The sequence below is a fragment of the Niveispirillum fermenti genome (genome assembly GCF_052474395.1).
In genome coordinates this window covers 2,481,121-2,495,278 of the sequence record NZ_CP156681.1, presented here as the reverse complement: position 1 = coordinate 2,495,278, position 14,158 = coordinate 2,481,121, and the positions used below count along the sequence as shown (strand labels likewise).

15 protein-coding genes are annotated in these 14,158 nt (G+C 66.5%); 11 read left to right on the top strand and 4 right to left on the bottom strand.

What is annotated here, in order from left to right:
* Positions 1 to 39 precede the first annotated feature (39 nt).
* Positions 40 to 444 carry a flagellar basal body rod protein FlgB gene (flgB, locus tag ABC728_RS22740; protein WP_416620439.1) on the bottom strand — a complete coding sequence of 135 codons (405 nt, stop codon included), beginning with the start codon at positions 442 to 444 and terminating at the stop codon, positions 40 to 42.
* A 358-nt stretch (positions 445 to 802) separates the two neighbouring features.
* Between flgB and ABC728_RS22735 the strand changes: the two genes are divergently transcribed.
* From ABC728_RS22735 to fliP, 4 genes are read left to right on the top strand one after another with little or no spacing between them, the layout of a single operon-like run.
* Positions 803 to 1,171 (top strand): EscU/YscU/HrcU family type III secretion system export apparatus switch protein, encoded by a 369-nt coding sequence (locus ABC728_RS22735; protein WP_416620440.1) that lies wholly within the window; start codon positions 803 to 805, stop codon positions 1,169 to 1,171.
* Complete coding sequence (locus tag ABC728_RS22730; RefSeq protein WP_416620441.1) at positions 1,168 to 1,512, top strand: hypothetical protein; 345 nt, start codon at positions 1,168 to 1,170, stop codon at positions 1,510 to 1,512. The genes ABC728_RS22735 and ABC728_RS22730 overlap by 4 nt, the downstream gene beginning before the upstream one ends.
* Positions 1,513 to 1,845 (top strand): flagellar biosynthetic protein FliO, encoded by a 333-nt coding sequence (locus ABC728_RS22725; RefSeq protein ID WP_416620442.1) that lies wholly within the window; start codon positions 1,513 to 1,515, stop codon positions 1,843 to 1,845.
* Complete coding sequence (gene fliP, locus ABC728_RS22720; RefSeq protein ID WP_416620443.1) at positions 1,842 to 2,603, top strand: flagellar type III secretion system pore protein FliP; 762 nt, start codon at positions 1,842 to 1,844, stop codon at positions 2,601 to 2,603. Before ABC728_RS22725 ends, fliP begins: the two co-directional genes overlap by 4 nt.
* A 71-nt stretch (positions 2,604 to 2,674) precedes the next feature.
* Here fliP and ABC728_RS22715 read toward each other — a convergent pair whose 3' ends face one another.
* The 3 genes from ABC728_RS22715 to recA all read right to left on the bottom strand — a co-directional run bounded on the left by ABC728_RS22715 (position 2,675) and on the right by recA (position 7,638).
* Positions 2,675 to 3,526 carry an AAA family ATPase gene (locus ABC728_RS22715; RefSeq protein ID WP_416620444.1) on the bottom strand — a complete coding sequence of 284 codons (852 nt, stop codon included), beginning with the start codon at positions 3,524 to 3,526 and terminating at the stop codon, positions 2,675 to 2,677.
* A gap of 106 nt (positions 3,527 to 3,632) precedes the next feature.
* Positions 3,633 to 6,308, bottom strand: a complete 2,676-nt coding sequence (alaS, locus tag ABC728_RS22710; RefSeq protein WP_416620445.1) for an alanine--tRNA ligase — start codon at positions 6,306 to 6,308, stop codon at positions 3,633 to 3,635.
* Positions 6,309 to 6,561: 253 nt separating this feature from the next.
* On the bottom strand, positions 6,562 to 7,638 hold the full coding sequence (recA, locus tag ABC728_RS22705) for a recombinase RecA (RefSeq protein WP_445376511.1): 1,077 nt from the start codon (positions 7,636 to 7,638) through the stop codon (positions 6,562 to 6,564).
* A 226-nt stretch (positions 7,639 to 7,864) separates the two neighbouring features.
* Between recA and ABC728_RS22700 the strand changes: the two genes are divergently transcribed.
* The 7 genes from ABC728_RS22700 (at position 7,865) to ABC728_RS22670 (ending at position 14,108) form a co-directional block, all read left to right on the top strand.
* Positions 7,865 to 8,209 carry a hypothetical protein gene (locus tag ABC728_RS22700; protein WP_416620447.1) on the top strand — a complete coding sequence of 115 codons (345 nt, stop codon included), beginning with the start codon at positions 7,865 to 7,867 and terminating at the stop codon, positions 8,207 to 8,209.
* A complete protein-coding gene (locus ABC728_RS22695) occupies positions 8,203 to 9,021 on the top strand; it encodes a tetratricopeptide repeat protein (protein ID WP_445376510.1) in 819 nt (272 codons plus the stop codon). Before ABC728_RS22700 ends, ABC728_RS22695 begins: the two co-directional genes overlap by 7 nt.
* Entirely contained in the window at positions 8,973 to 9,569 is a 597-nt protein-coding gene (locus ABC728_RS22690) for a glycosyltransferase family 9 protein (protein WP_445376509.1), read from the top strand. The genes ABC728_RS22695 and ABC728_RS22690 overlap by 49 nt, the downstream gene beginning before the upstream one ends.
* A gap of 62 nt (positions 9,570 to 9,631) precedes the next feature.
* The gene (locus tag ABC728_RS22685; protein WP_416620449.1) at positions 9,632 to 12,292 is read left to right on the top strand and encodes a PAS-domain containing protein; all 2,661 of its coding nucleotides are present in this window, start codon (positions 9,632 to 9,634) and stop codon (positions 12,290 to 12,292) included.
* The gene (locus ABC728_RS22680; protein WP_416620450.1) at positions 12,289 to 12,720 is read left to right on the top strand and encodes a response regulator; all 432 of its coding nucleotides are present in this window, start codon (positions 12,289 to 12,291) and stop codon (positions 12,718 to 12,720) included. Before ABC728_RS22685 ends, ABC728_RS22680 begins: the two co-directional genes overlap by 4 nt.
* The gene (locus ABC728_RS22675) at positions 12,717 to 13,478 is read left to right on the top strand and encodes a 5'-methylthioadenosine/adenosylhomocysteine nucleosidase (RefSeq protein ID WP_416620451.1); all 762 of its coding nucleotides are present in this window, start codon (positions 12,717 to 12,719) and stop codon (positions 13,476 to 13,478) included. Before ABC728_RS22680 ends, ABC728_RS22675 begins: the two co-directional genes overlap by 4 nt.
* Before the next feature lie 84 nt (positions 13,479 to 13,562).
* A complete protein-coding gene (locus tag ABC728_RS22670) occupies positions 13,563 to 14,108 on the top strand; it encodes a hypothetical protein (RefSeq protein WP_416620452.1) in 546 nt (181 codons plus the stop codon).
* Positions 14,109 to 14,158 lie beyond the last annotated feature (50 nt).

Genomic DNA, 14,158 nt, shown 5'->3' with positions numbered 1-14,158 from the left:
CCCTCACACCCACAACTGCCCCAGCCGGGGACGCCATCATCAGCGCGGCGCCGCCAGCGCCGTCTTCAGCATGGCAACCTGCTTGCGGTAAAGATTCGTCACCGTCTGATATTCCATCGAGTTCTGACCGACTTTCATGAGCTGTTCCTCCAGCACCACGGCATTGCCGCCAGGCGCGGTCTCATAGGGGCTGCGCTCCTTGCCGTCCTGGAAACCGGACTTCACCGGCAGGGTGCCGGACATATGCCCCGAACCCGAACCCGCGACCTGCATCTGCGAGGCGACGCGAAGCTGCTTCTTGAAATCGAACTCGACCAGATCGCTTGGGCGGTAGTTGGGCGTGTCGGCGTTGGAGACGTTCTGGGCCAGAACCTCCTGCCGCTGGTTGTGCCAGGCCATCTTGTCCGACATCAGGCGGAACAATCCGCTGTCCTTCAGATCCATGGCATATCCTTTCCATTCCCGAACAAGCCGCCGACCGGCAGTTTCCGCCGCCGGCAAAGACAAGAGAAGCAATTTCCGCGCCATTTTCGGCAATATCCCCGCGCCGGGCGGGGAATTCATGTCCCGCCTTGTGCGGGACGGGGTTTGCCGGACCGGGACGCCAAGCCGGCAAACTCTTCGTCAGCATAGCGCATCGTCGGCCCGGATATAAGGTGATTTTATCGCCGGGGCCGGCTGCACAGGCTTCAATGATCTGCTAAGCTGCTTTTCGTCGCAAGGGTGGTTTCGTGGCCGGAACGGGTGCCACGATCCCCTGTCACCGGCGGCACCGATCCAGGATTGTGATGCGTTGAGCCCGATGAGCGATACCCCGCCGACGCCCGCCCGCCGACAGGTGGCCGTGGCCCTGCGCCACGAGCAGGGGGATCCCTCCCTGCCCCGCGTCGTGGCCAGCGGCAAGGGGGCCGTGGCCGAACAGATCCTGGAACTGGCCTTTGCCCATGGGGTGAAGGTGCGCACCGATGCCGACCTGGCGGAAATCCTTGCCGCCATCGACGTGGACAGCGAAATTCCGATTGAAGCCATCGCCGCCGTGGCGGAAATCCTTGCCTATGTCTATCGTGCCAACGGCACCTATACTGCTGAAGATGTTGGCAGGCACGACAGCGCCGCCACATCCGATGCCAGTACCCCTGATGTGACCACAGACGAGCCGCCCGCGTCATGACAGAGCCCACCATTCCCGCCCGGCCCGATGCTGCCGATGTCGCCCAGACACTGGACAGCCTGCTGGAACTGCTCGCCCGGGGTGAGGAGGCACTGGCCAAGGGCGAGATGGTCGACCTCGCCGGGCTGGAGCGCGAGGTGAAGCCCATTCTGGAAGCCGCCACATCACTGCCCCCCCCGGACGCCAGGAGCCTTCTGGATCGGCTGGAGGCGGTGAGCGGCGCGCTGGACAAGGTGGCGGCAACGCTGGAGCGGGTGCATGGCGACAAGCTGGGCGGACGGGAGACCCATGCGACCCGCATCCGTGCCGCCCAGGCCTATCGCACGCCCAAGGATTATTGAATGGACGCCACGCAATATCTGCGCCTGTTCATGGCGTTGGGCCTGGTCCTGGCGCTGATCGGGATCTGCGGCCTGTTGCTGCGCCGCTATGGCCCTGCCGCAGGGTTGACAGCCAGGCGCAAGGGCGACCGCCGGCTGGGTATCGTGGAGGTGCTGACGCTCGATGCCCGCCGGCGTCTTGTGCTGGTGCGCCGTGACGGGGTGGAGCATCTGCTGTTGCTGGGCCATGGCGAGGACAGGGTGGTGGAAACCGGCATCGCGCCGCCATCCGCCACCCCTCACGATTTCAAGGCGGTGCTGGGCCGCCAGGACATGACGGACACAACCCCATGACGGGCAGGCCGATCCTCCCCCTTATCCGCCGCGTTGGTCTGCCGGCCGGGCTGCTGCTGGCCCTTGTCGCCGCACCGGCCCTGGCACAGAGCTTCTCCCTGGACCTGGGTGATGAAGGGCCCAGCAGCACGGGCCGCATCGTGCAGTTCGTGGCGCTGCTGACGGTACTGTCACTGGCGCCCAGCATCCTGATCATGATGACCTGCTTCGTGCGCATCATCATCGTGCTGAGCTTTCTGCGGTCGGCGTTGGGCACCATGCAGGTGCCGCCGAACCAGGTGATGGTCAGTCTGGCCATGTTCCTGACCTTCTTCATCATGGCCCCCACCCTGCAGACCGCCTACGATGTCGGGGTGCGCCCGTTGATCAATGAGGAGATCGACGAGGTCACGGCCTTCCGCCGCACGGCGGAGCCGTTCCACGCCTTCATGATGCGCCATGTGCGCGAGCGCGACCTTCAGCTTTTCATGGACATGTCCAAGACCCCGCCCGTGGCAGAGCCCAAGGACATACCGATCCATGTGCTGATCCCGTCCTTCATGCTGTCGGAACTGAAGCGGGCATTCGAGATCGGGTTCCTTGTCTTCGTGCCCTTCCTGGTCATCGACATGGTGGTGGCCAGCGTGTTGATGTCCATGGGCATGATGATGCTGCCGCCGGCGATGATCTCGCTGCCGTTCAAGCTGATCTTCTTCGTGCTGATCGACGGCTGGTACCTGATCGTCGGCAGTCTGGTGCAAAGCTTCGGCGAAGTGTAGCGCCGCGAAATGTAGCGCGGCCAGACCAGGCCCGTGGCGGCGGTTTTGCGCCGTCACGGGTCCCGCCGGCCTCAACCCTGGTTGTTGCGCCGCGCCATGAAGGCCAGCCGCTCGAACAGGTGAACATCCTGTTCATTCTTCAAAAGCGCGCCATGCAGGGGCGGGATCAGCTTCTTCGGGTCACGCTGGCGCAGCGTTTCCGGCGAAACATCCTCCACCAGAAGCAGGCGGATCCAGTCCAGCAGTTCCGACGTGCTGGGCTTCTTTTTCAGCCCCGGCACCTCACGCACCTCATAGAACAGGGTCAGCGCATCGCGCAGCAATTCCGCCTTCAGGTCGGGGAAATGCACCTCCACGATGCGGGTCATCGTGTCGGCGTCGGGGAAGCGGATATAGTGGAAGAAGCAGCGGCGCAGGAAGGCGTCGGGCAGTTCCTTCTCATTGTTCGAGGTGATGATGACGACGGGCCGCCTGGCCGCCTTGATGGTCTCCCCCGTCTCATAGACGAAGAACTCCATGCGGTCCAATTCCTGCAGCAGGTCGTTGGGGAATTCGATATCCGCCTTGTCGATCTCATCGATCAGCAGGACGGGCGGTTCTTCCGCCTCGAACGCCGTCCAAAGGGGGCCCTTACGGATGTAATTGCGGATATCCTTGACGCGCGGGTCACCCAACTGGCTGTCGCGCAGCCGGCTGACGGCATCATATTCGTAAAGGCCCTGCTGGGCCTTGGTCGTCGATTTCACGTGCCAGGCCAACAGCGGACGGCCCAGGGCCCGGGCCACCTCCTGTGCCAGCACGGTCTTGCCCGTGCCGGGCTCGCCCTTCACCAGCAGGGGCCTTTGCAGTGTGATGGCCGCGTTGACGGCGACACGAAGATCATCCGTGGCGACGTAATCCTGGGTGCCTTCGAAACGGGTCATTGGGAATACCTGTCAGGGAGGTTTGACGATACCGGCGTAAACGGACCGGCGGTTCGGCAGGCCAGGGCACAGCGCGCCCCGCCTTGCCTTGCCGCCTTGACGGGTGTCACCCCGCCAGGGCCGCTTCCACCGCCGCGATGGCATCATTGGCCCTGGCGCCATCGGGGCCACCGGCCTGGGCCATGTCGGGGCGGCCACCGCCGCCCTTGCCACCCAGGGCCGCCGCCGCCACCCGGACCAGATCAACGGCGCTGGCCTTGGAAACCGCATCCTCCGTCACGCCGACCACGACGGATGCCTTGCCGTCGGCCACGGCGATGGCCACGACCACGCCGCTGCCCACCTGCTTCTTCAATTCATCGGCGAAGGGCTTCAGATCCTTGGCCGGCAGGTCATTGACCACCCGGCCGATGAAACCAAGGCCGCCAACCTGCCTGATCTCTGCGGCCCCACCGGAACCGCCGCCGCCAAGCGCGACCTGGCGGCGCAGGTCGGCCAACTCCTTCTCCATCCTGCGGCGTTCATCCAGCAGGCTGGTGACCTTGGCCACCACTTCCCCCGCCGGAACCTTCAGGGCCTGGGCGGTATCCAGCAGGCGCCCCTCCTGCTGTTCCAGATAGGCCAGCGCCCCCGCCCCGGTCAGCGCCTCGATCCGGCGGATGCCGGCGGCAACCGCCCCTTCCGACACGATCTTGAACAGGCCGATATCGCCCGTGCGGCGGACATGGGTGCCGCCGCACAGTTCGACGGAAAACTCCTTGTTCCCCCCCTCATCGGCACCACCCATCGAGACGACACGGACCTCTTCGCCATATTTCTCCCCGAACAGGGCCATGGCACCGACGGCAATGGCGGCATCGGGCGTCATCAGGCGGGTCGTGACCTCGCTGTTGCCGCGGATGCGGCTGTTGACCGCCTCTTCCACGGCCGACATGTCGCCGGCCGCCAGCGGTGTCGGCTGGGAGATATCGAAGCGCAGACGATCGGCACTGACCAGCGACCCCTTCTGCGTGACGTGGTCGCCCAGACGGCGGCGCAGCGCCTCATGCAGCAGGTGGGTGGCGCTGTGGTTGGCGCGAATGGCCGAACGGCGTGTGCCGTCCACCTTCAATTCCACATTGTCGCCTACGGCCAACGTGCCCTTGGTAACGGTGCCGACATGGGCGAAGACCGCACCCAGCTTCTTCTGCACGTCGCGCACAGTCACTTCCGCGCCCTTGGCCGATATCAGCAGGCCGGCATCACCAACCTGGCCGCCACTTTCGCCATAGAAGGGGGTCTGGTTGACAACGACAAGCACCTCGGTGCCCTCGCCGACGCTGGTCAGCCGGTTGCCGGCCATGTCCAGGATGGCGGTGACGGCCCCTTCGGCCGCCTCGGTGTCATAGCCGAGGAACTCCGTGGCACCCAGTTCATCCTTCAGTTCGAACCAGACGCTCTCCGTCGCGGCCTCCCCCGAACCGGCCCAGGCGGCGCGAGCCTTGCGGCGCTGCTCCTCCATCGCCGCCTTGAACCCGTCCACATCGACGGGCCGGTTGCGGGTGCGCAACACGTCCTGCGTCAGGTCCAGCGGGAAACCATAGGTATCGTAAAGCGTGAAGGCGACATTGCCGGGCAACGCCTCCCCCCTGGCCAGACCACCCTCTGCCTCGTCCAGCAGCTTCAGCCCGCGATCCAGCGTCTGCTTGAAGCGGGTTTCCTCCAGGCGCAGGGTCTCGGTGATCAGGGCCTGGGCTCGCACCAGTTCCGCGTAATGGCCGCCCATCTCGCGCACCAGGGCCGGGACCAGACGGTACATCACGGGTTCCTTGGCGCCCAGCATGTGCGCATGCCGCATCGCGCGACGCATAATGCGACGCAGGACGTAACCACGCCCTTCATTCGACGGCATGACGCCGTCGGCAATCAGGAAGGAGCAGGAGCGCAGATGGTCGGCAATCACGCGGTGCGAGGTCGCATGCGGCCCCCGCAGGCTGGCGCCCGTGGCTTCCGCCGATGCCTCCAGCAGGCCCTTGAACAGGTCGATATCGTAATTATCATGCACGCCCTGCAGTACGGCGGCCAGACGTTCCATCCCCATGCCGGTGTCGATACTGGGCTTGGGCAGGGGCACGCGCTGGTACCCGCCATCCTTGGCAGGGAACTGCTCGTACTGCATGAAGACTAGGTTCCAGATCTCGATGAAGCGGTCGCCATCCTGATCCGGGCTGCCCGGCGGCCCACCGGGAATATGCGCCCCATGGTCATAGAATATTTCCGAGCAGGGGCCGCAGGGACCCGTATCGCCCATCATCCAGAAATTGTCGGACGTGGGGATACGGATGATGCGATCGTCCGGCAGGCCGGCGATCTTCTTCCACAGGCCGAACGCCTCGTCATCATCATGGAAGACGGTGGTCGTCAGCTTGGACGCCGGGATGCCGAATTCCTTGGTGATCAGGTTCCAGGCCAGTTCGATGGCATCAGCCTTGAAATAATCACCGAAGGAGAAATTGCCCAGCATCTCGAAGAAGGTGTGATGGCGGGCCGTGAAGCCGACATTGTCCAGGTCGTTGTGCTTGCCACCGGCGCGCACACATTTTTGCGAGGTGGTCGCGCGGGTATAGGGTCGTGGCTCCTGCCCCGTGAAGACGTTCTTGAACTGCACCATGCCGGCATTCGTGAACATCAGCGTCGGGTCATTGCGCGGCACCAGCGGCGAGCTGTCGACAATGGCGTGGCCATTCTTCCCGAAATAATCGAGGAACGTGGAACGGATTTCGTTGACGGTCTTCTTGGACATGGGATGACGACCTGACTGCTGCATTGAACGCGACATGGGGTACGGGTTGTACCGTGGCAAGCGGCGGCCTGTCCATGCCCGCTTGGGGCTGGGGGGTCATGCCCGCTTGGGGCCGGGGTTCAGGCCGGCACCGTGTCCGGTCAGCGCGTGCAACCCCCTCTGATGATGGTCACGGGCCGGACAGCAAAACGGGGAAGGCAAGCGCCTCCCCCATCTTCGCATGCAGCGCCCCCGTGCGGGGAACGCCCGTCCATCAATCCGGGCTGGAAGCGTCGCCATCGGTCTCCGGCGTGCCCATCATGGCACCGGCCACGATGCCGGCATTGGACCGGATCTTCTGTTCGATGCTGTCGGCCACGGCCGGATTGGTGCGCAGGAAGGTCTTGGCGTTCTCCCGCCCCTGGCCGATCCGCTGCCCATCGTAGGAGAACCAGGAGCCCGACTTGTCAACGACACCGGCCTGGATGCCGAGGTCGAGCAGTTCACCCACCTTGGACACGCCCTCGCCATACATGATGTCGAACTCCACGACGCGGAAGGGTGGCGCCATCTTGTTCTTCACCACCTTCACACGGGTCTGGTTGCCCGTCACCGTGTCCCTGTCCTTGATGGAGCCGATGCGGCGGATATCCAGGCGGACGGAGGCATAGAATTTCAGCGCATTACCGCCCGTGGTCGTCTCCGGATTGCCGAACATCACGCCGATCTTCAACCGGATCTGGTTGATGAAGATGACGAGGCAGCGCGACTTGGAGATGGAACTGGTCAGCTTGCGCAGGGCCTGACTCATCAACCGGGCGTGCAGGCCGACATGGCTGTCGCCCATCTCCCCTTCCAGTTCGGCGCGTGGCACCAGGGCCGCGACGGAATTGACCACCAGCACGTCGATCGCCCCGGAGCGCACCAGCGTGTCCGCGATCTCCAGCGCCTGTTCGCCGGCATCGGGCTGGGAGATCAGCAATTCATCCACATCCACGCCCAGCTTGCGGGCATAGGAGGGGTCCAGCGCATGTTCGGCATCCACGAAGGCGCAGACGCCGCCATTCTTCTGGGCCTGGGCGATGGCATGCAGCGCCAGCGTCGTCTTGCCCGAGCTCTCGGGCCCGTAGATTTCGATGATGCGGCCCCGGGGGAAGCCGCCGATGCCCAGCGCGATGTCGAGGCCCAGGGAGCCCGTGGACACCACCTCCGTCTCGGAGATGGCCTCCTTGGCGCCGAGCTTCATGATCGAGCCCTTGCCGAACGCGCGTTCGATCTGACCCAGCGCGGCATCGAGAGCTTTTTGTTTGTCCATGGGTGTTTCAACCAGACGGAGTGGAGCTGCCGACATATCTGTCCCCTTCCTTCTCGCACGGATAGGCATGCGCGTTCAACTGCACCTGTTGTACCTTTTTTGTTCTCGCCCGCCAAGTGCTAATGTTCCCATTACGTTCACATTCGTCGCCTGTTCAGCCATGGCAATGGCGTGCGGATGCGCGGATGGTGCAAAGGACAGGAGTGTTCGTGGCGGAAATCGCCTATGCTGTCCTGTCCGCATCCTGCCTGCCGGTCCATCCATGCCGATCGCCGTGGGGAATCACCCCGCCCGACCATTGCCCTGTGCCGTTCTGGCCCTGTTGCTGCTGGCACTGCCGGCCCCGGCGCAGGACCCCGGCGCGGCGCGCCTGCCGCCAGCTGCCACCCCCGCCATGGAGCAGGAGGTGATCGTGACCGGCCGCCGCGATGGCGAGCCTGATTTCCAGGAACAGCAGGAATATCACGACCATGAATATCGCCGTCTGAAGCAGGTCTATGATCCCGATCCGCTGCCGCCCATCCGCGGCGACCGGCTGGTCCGCATGCCGGAGGCCATCAGCAGCACGGTGCAGGGCAAGCCGACCCTGACGGAGAAACAATGGTGAGAACCGGTTCATCGACAGCACCCGCCGCCCCCCTTCTGGCGCGACAGGCCATGGAGGCCGCCGCCCGCGGCGATGCACACGCCGCGCTGGCCCTTTGGCAACGGGTGCTGGCGGCGGCACCCGACCATCCCGGCGCATTGCTGAGCCTGGGTGATGCAGCCCGCCGGGATGGCGACGAGGTGACCGCCCTGCGGATGCTGTCACAGGCGGTCAGCGTTGCCCCCAACCTTCTGCCCGCCCGCTGCGCGCTGGCCAACCTGTTGCTGCATACGGGGAACGAGGCCGAGGCCGGCCCGCATCTGGAGACCGCGCAGCGCCTGGGCCCAGACCAGGCCTATGTCTGGCGTGATACGGGCCTGTTCCGGCGCGTCACGGGCGATCCGGCCGGCGCGCTGGAGGCATTCGAGCGCTGTCTGGCACTGGCCCCCGGCGACACATCAGCCGCCCTGGGCCGATCGCTTGCCTTGCTGCGGCTGGGCCGATGGGCGGAGGGATTTGCCAGCTACCGGCACCGCTGGTCGGTTTCTGCCCGGCCGCCCCGGCACCAGTCCATCCCGGCCTGGCAGGGCGAGCCGGCGGCCGGTCGGCGCATCCTGGTATGGGATGAACAGGGGGCCGGCGACACCATCATGTGCGCGCGCCTGACCCGCCCGCTGATCGACGCGGGGGCGGATGTGGTGCTGGAGGTACCGCCCGCCCTGGCGCCCCTGTTCGCTGACGGGCACCATGGCCGCATGCTGGTGCGTGGAGAGCCCCCCCGCCCGTGGATTTCCAGGTGCCGCTGCTGGACCTGCCGGGATTGCTTGGCCTGACCCCGCAGACCATTCCCTGGACCGGCCCGTATCTGGCTGCCGATCCGGACCGCGTCGCGGCATGGGCGCCGCATCTGCCCCGCCGCCCCGGCCGGCCGCGCATCGGGTTCAGTTGGGCCGGCAATCCCGCCCATCCGGGCGACCGCTGGCGTACACCGGGGCTGGCGCCGCTTCTGGCGCTGCTGGCCTGCCAGGGGGCCGACTGGTACGCGATGCAGGTGGCCGCCGGCCATGCCGAACTGGCCGCCGCCGCGCTGCCCGGTTCCGTCACCGATCTGGCGCCCCGGATCACGGGCTGGACCGACAGCGCCGCCATTCTGCCCCATCTGGATCTGCTGATCACGCCCGACAGCGCCCTGGCGCATCTGGCCGGCGCGATGGGCCGGCCCGTCTGGACCCTGATCGCGACCGACACGGACTGGCGGTGGCTGGAGAAGTCGGCGAAGACGCCCTGGTATCCTTCCATGCGCCTGTTCCGCCAGCAGCGCTGCGGCGATTGGGCCGGCCTGATCACCCGGCTGCGGGCCGCCCTGCCCGTGACGGCTTGACAGCGGCCGGGACCAAGGCACCATCACCACAGGAAACGGCCCGCAAGCCCAAGGACCCGGCCTTGACCCTGGACAGCCTGAGCATCGCCTTCGACATGCTGACGGACGGGGCCGCCCTGTTCGATGCGCAGGAAAGGCTGATACGCGCCAATCCCGCCTTCCGGGCGCTTTTCCCGGCCACGTCGCCCCAGATGGTGCCCGGCGTGACCTTCGAAGCGCTGCTGCGCGCCGGGATTCGGGTGGGGGAGAACCCTTCCGCCCGTGGCCGCGGGGAAGAGGATTTCGTCGCCGAACGGCTTTGCGAACTGCGCCGTGCCGATGGCCGGCCGGTGGAGTTCCGCCTGCCCGACGGCCGCTGGATTCGCGTGCAGGACCGGCGCCTGCCCGATGGCGGCATCCTGTGCCTGCGCACCGAGATCACCGAACTGAAACGCCGCGAGGTGGCGTTGAGCGACAGCGAGCAGCGCTATCGCCAGTTGGTCGATCTGTCGCCCGACGGCATCGCCGTGCACGATCTGCAAGGCTGGGGACGGTTCATCAACAAGGCCGGCAGGACCATCCTGGGCCTGGCCCCCGACCTGGAAGCGCGGGGGGTCCATATCCTGTCCTTTGCCAGCCCCGAGGCGCGGCCCCTGGCAGAGATGCTGTTCCGGCGGGTCACGGGCGGAGAGCCGGTGTCTCAGATGCGTATCGGCCTGCAAAGCTGCGATGGCAGCGAGAGACTGGCGGAAATGTCCGCCGTCCCCTTCCAGACGGGGGAGGAACGGCTGGTGCTGTGCCTGTTCCGCGATGTCACGCACGAGGCGGCGGCCAGTCTGCGCCTGCGCGAGAGCGAGGCGCGTGCGCGTTCCATCCTGGATACGGCCATGGACTGCATCGTGTCCATCGACGGTGACGGAACGGTGCTTGAATTCAATCCCGCCGCCGAACGTACATTCGGATGGACCCGGGCAGAGGCCGTGGGCCGGACACTGGTCGATCTGATTGTGCCGCACCATCACCGGGACCCGTCCGATACGGGGCTGGCCGCGCTGCTGGCCGGGCGGAACGATACGATGCTGGGCCGCCGCATGGAGACGGAGGCCAGGCGGCGCGACGGCAGCACGCTGCCCATCGAACTGGCCGTCACGGCCGTGCCGCTGGGACCGGGCCGGCGCTACACGGCCTATCTGCGCGACATCACCGACCGCCGGCAGGCCGAGCACGAGATATGGGAGAAGACCCGCATCCTGGACAGCATGATGGACAATGTCGGGATCGGCATCGAGGTGTATGACGCCGATGGCCGGCTGCTTGTCGCCAATCGCCGCGTGTCGGAGCTTCTGGACATTCCACCGGGTTTCATGCGCCCGGGCCTGAAGGACCATGACCTTGTCGTGTTGCTGGCCCGGCAGGGTGAATATCCAGGCGAGACGGTCGAGGAAAGTCTGGCCGACTATGACCGCATCCGACGGCTGGGCGTGCATTTCAGTGAGCGCCAGCGGCCTAACGGCGCCTGGCTGCAGGTCCGGCATTTTCCCATGCCGGGCGGCGGCTTCGTCGTGCTGTTCGCCGACGTGACGGAACAGAAGCGGCTGGAAAGCCAGTTCCTGCAGGCCCAGAAGATGGAGGCGCTCGGCCAGCTTGCCGGTGGGATCGCGCATGATTTCAACAATATCCTGTCGGTCATCGGCGGTTATGCCGGCATGGCCCGCATGGGTGTGGCCGCGGACAGCCCCTTGGCCGGCTATCTGGCCAAGATCGGCCAGGGCGTGGACCGGGCCGCCGCCCTGACGCGGGAGTTGCTGACTTTCTCGCGCCAGAAGGGCGTAACCCCGTCGCGCCCCATCGACCTGGGCGGGGTGCTGCGGGGGCAGGAATTCCTGCTGAAGCCGCTGCTGGGCGCCACCATCGACCTGACCCTGTCGGTGCCCGACGATCCGGTCTGGGTTGCCATCGACCCGGATATGGTGGCCCAGGCGCTGCTGAACCTGGCCATCAATGCCCGCGACGCGATGCCTGGCGGTGGCCCGCTGTCGGTCGTGCTGGAAACAGTGGAAACCGGGTCCCCGCCCGCCGGTCTGGCGCCGGGCGCCCATGCGCTGCTGTCGGTCACCGACCGGGGCACGGGCATGCCGCCGGAACTGCTGGACCGCATCTTCGACCCGTTTTTCACGACGAAGCCGCCGGGCCAGGGCACCGGCCTGGGGCTGGCCATGGTCTATGGCACCGTCACCCAGGCCGACGGCACCATCCTGGTGGACAGTCAGCCCGGCCACGGCACCCGCTTCACCCTGTGGCTGCCGCTGGCCGTACCGCCGGTGGCGGCAGCCGTCACCGGTGCCGACCCCCGCCCCGGGGCCGCAGTTGCGCCGGCAACGATCCTGGTGGCGGAGGATGAGCCGGAGTTGCTGACCCTGGTCACGGCCTTCCTTGAACAGGACGGCCATCATGTGCGCGGTGCCGCCGATGGGGTGGAGGCGCTGGAACGGTTCGAGGAGGGCGGGGTCGACCTGTTGCTGACGGACCTTGTCATGCCCGCCCTGGGCGGGGTGCGGCTGGCCCATCTCGTGGGCGAGCTTGATCCAACGGTTGCCGTGCTGTTCATGACCGGCTATCCCGGTCGCGGCCACGCGGAAGTGACGGATTTGCCGTCCGGCATTCCCGTGCTGTACAAGCCCATCGACCCGGACGGCCTGCGGCGGGCCGTCGCCGATGCCCTGGCAGCGAAGAGAAGCACATGAACCGGCATTACATGCCCGAGGACCCGATCCGGTCCCTGCGCATCATGGTCGTGGAGGACCAGCCACAGACCCGGATCTGGATCGCCGATGTGTTACGCCAGATGGGAATCCGCGAGGTGCTGGCCGCCAATGATGGCAGCGATGCGCTGGACATGATCCAGAGCAACCCGCGCGGTATCGACCTGATCATCTGCGACTGGGCCATGCCGCGCATGAACGGGATGGACCTGCTGACGGCCGTTCGGGCCATCCGGCCGGACCTTCCCTTCATCATGGAAACGGGGCACGGCACCAAGGATCATGTGCTGGCGGCCCGCGCCCAGGGGGTGGATGCCTTCATCGTCAAGCCCTACAGCGCGGCCCAACTGGAGGTGCGGATACGCACGCTGGCCAAGAATATCCGCAATCGCAGCACAGGCGCGCCATGACCCCGCCCCGCCGGACCGCCCCCCTGGGCCTGATCTGCGCCATACCGGAGGAGATGGGCGAATTCTCACCCCTGTTCCGGCAGGAGGGAGAGGAACGGATCGCCGGTTTCCGCTTCCTGAACGGCCTGCTGGACGGGCAGCCCGTGGTGATGGTGGAAGCGGGGATCGGCAAGGTGAACGCGGCCGTGGTGGGGACGCTGCTGCTGCACCATCTGGGTGTGCGCGGGCTTTTGTTCTCCGGGGTGGCGGGCGGCATTGACCCGTCGCTGGCCGTGGGCGACGTGGTGATCGCCGACCGGTTGATCCAGCATGATTACGGGGCCCTGGCGGGGGGAGCGCTGAAACCCTATCAGCCGGGCGTGCCGCCGCTGCCGGGCTTCGACGAACGGTTCGGCTATCCGCTGGCCGACGGGCTGCACGATACGATCCGGGCGGCACTGGCCGGGCTGGACCTGTCCCCGGCGCCAGGGGCATCGCGCCCGGCACAATGGCGGTTCGGTACGGTGCTGACGGGCGACCATTTCCTCAATTGCGCCAGAACCAGGGCCGGGCTGTTCGACCGGTTCCAGGCACAGGCCATCGAAATGGAAGGAGCGGCACTGGCCCAGGTGGCGGCCCGGTTCGGGGTGCCGCTGGTGGTCGTGCGCGCCCTGTCCGATCTGGCGGGAGAGGAGAGCCACCTGGATTTTCCCGCCTTCGCCCGCAATGCCGCCGGCAACGCCGCCCGCATCATCCGCCGCATTGCCGCGGTGATCTGAAAAATCGCCCATGGCCCGACAGGCAGGGGCCGGCCCGGCCGTTGATAGGACGGGTCCGGCAACCCTGTCCCTGTAGGAGCGACCATGAGTATCAGCAGCATCAGCAGCGCCAACATCTATGCGCCGTCCGCCGCCGCCCGGCAGCAGCGGGCGCAGGAAAAATTCCAGGCCGCCGACGCGGACGGTTCCGGTGGCCTTTCGCTGGAGGAGTTCAGCGCTGCCGGTCCGAAGGGAGCGGACGCCAACGCCCGTGCCGCCGGCAGACCCAGCGCGGAGGACATGTTTGCCTCCCTAGACAGCGATGGTGACGGCAACCTGACCCAGGCAGAAATGGAAACCGCGTTCCAGCGCATGGGTGACGGCACGCGCCGCACCCTGCTGGATGCCCAGGAACAGGCCGGCGGTGCTGGTGGGCCCCCGCCGGGCGGTCAGCCCGGTCCCGGTGGACCACCGCCCCGGGCCAGTGCTGGCAATGACCTGAGCGGCCTGACCACCGGTTCCACACAGGATGACAGCGCGGAAGAAGACCCGATCAGCGCCCTGATCAGCCAGTTGCAAAGTGCCATCGCCAGCTATGGTCAGAAGACGGGCACCAGTCAGGCCGCAAGCAGCCTTGCCGCCACCGCCTGACATATCCGCACCGGTCCCGCCGGCAATCGCATGCCGTCGGCGGGATCTGT

What these genes read in the sequence shown, in the direction of transcription:
- ABC728_RS22730 (WP_416620441.1), top strand. Translation starts at nt 1,168, where the DNA reads ATGACAGAGCCCACCATTCCCGCCCGGCCCGATGCTGCCGATGTCGCC.
- flgB (WP_416620439.1), bottom strand. Translation starts at nt 444, where the DNA reads ATGGATCTGAAGGACAGCGGATTGTTCCGCCTGATGTCGGACAAGATG.
- recA (WP_445376511.1), bottom strand. Translation starts at nt 7,638, where the DNA reads ATGTCGGCAGCTCCACTCCGTCTGGTTGAAACACCCATGGACAAACAA.
- ABC728_RS22715 (WP_416620444.1), bottom strand. Translation starts at nt 3,526, where the DNA reads ATGACCCGTTTCGAAGGCACCCAGGATTACGTCGCCACGGATGATCTT.
- ABC728_RS22680 (WP_416620450.1), top strand. Translation starts at nt 12,289, where the DNA reads ATGAACCGGCATTACATGCCCGAGGACCCGATCCGGTCCCTGCGCATC.
- ABC728_RS22735 (WP_416620440.1), top strand. Translation starts at nt 803, where the DNA reads ATGAGCGATACCCCGCCGACGCCCGCCCGCCGACAGGTGGCCGTGGCC.
- ABC728_RS22700 (WP_416620447.1), top strand. Translation starts at nt 7,865, where the DNA reads ATGCCGATCGCCGTGGGGAATCACCCCGCCCGACCATTGCCCTGTGCC.
- ABC728_RS22725 (WP_416620442.1), top strand. Translation starts at nt 1,513, where the DNA reads ATGGACGCCACGCAATATCTGCGCCTGTTCATGGCGTTGGGCCTGGTC.
- fliP (WP_416620443.1), top strand. Translation starts at nt 1,842, where the DNA reads ATGACGGGCAGGCCGATCCTCCCCCTTATCCGCCGCGTTGGTCTGCCG.
- ABC728_RS22670 (WP_416620452.1), top strand. Translation starts at nt 13,563, where the DNA reads ATGAGTATCAGCAGCATCAGCAGCGCCAACATCTATGCGCCGTCCGCC.
- ABC728_RS22675 (WP_416620451.1), top strand. Translation starts at nt 12,717, where the DNA reads ATGACCCCGCCCCGCCGGACCGCCCCCCTGGGCCTGATCTGCGCCATA.
- ABC728_RS22695 (WP_445376510.1), top strand. Translation starts at nt 8,203, where the DNA reads ATGGTGAGAACCGGTTCATCGACAGCACCCGCCGCCCCCCTTCTGGCG.
- alaS (WP_416620445.1), bottom strand. Translation starts at nt 6,308, where the DNA reads ATGTCCAAGAAGACCGTCAACGAAATCCGTTCCACGTTCCTCGATTAT.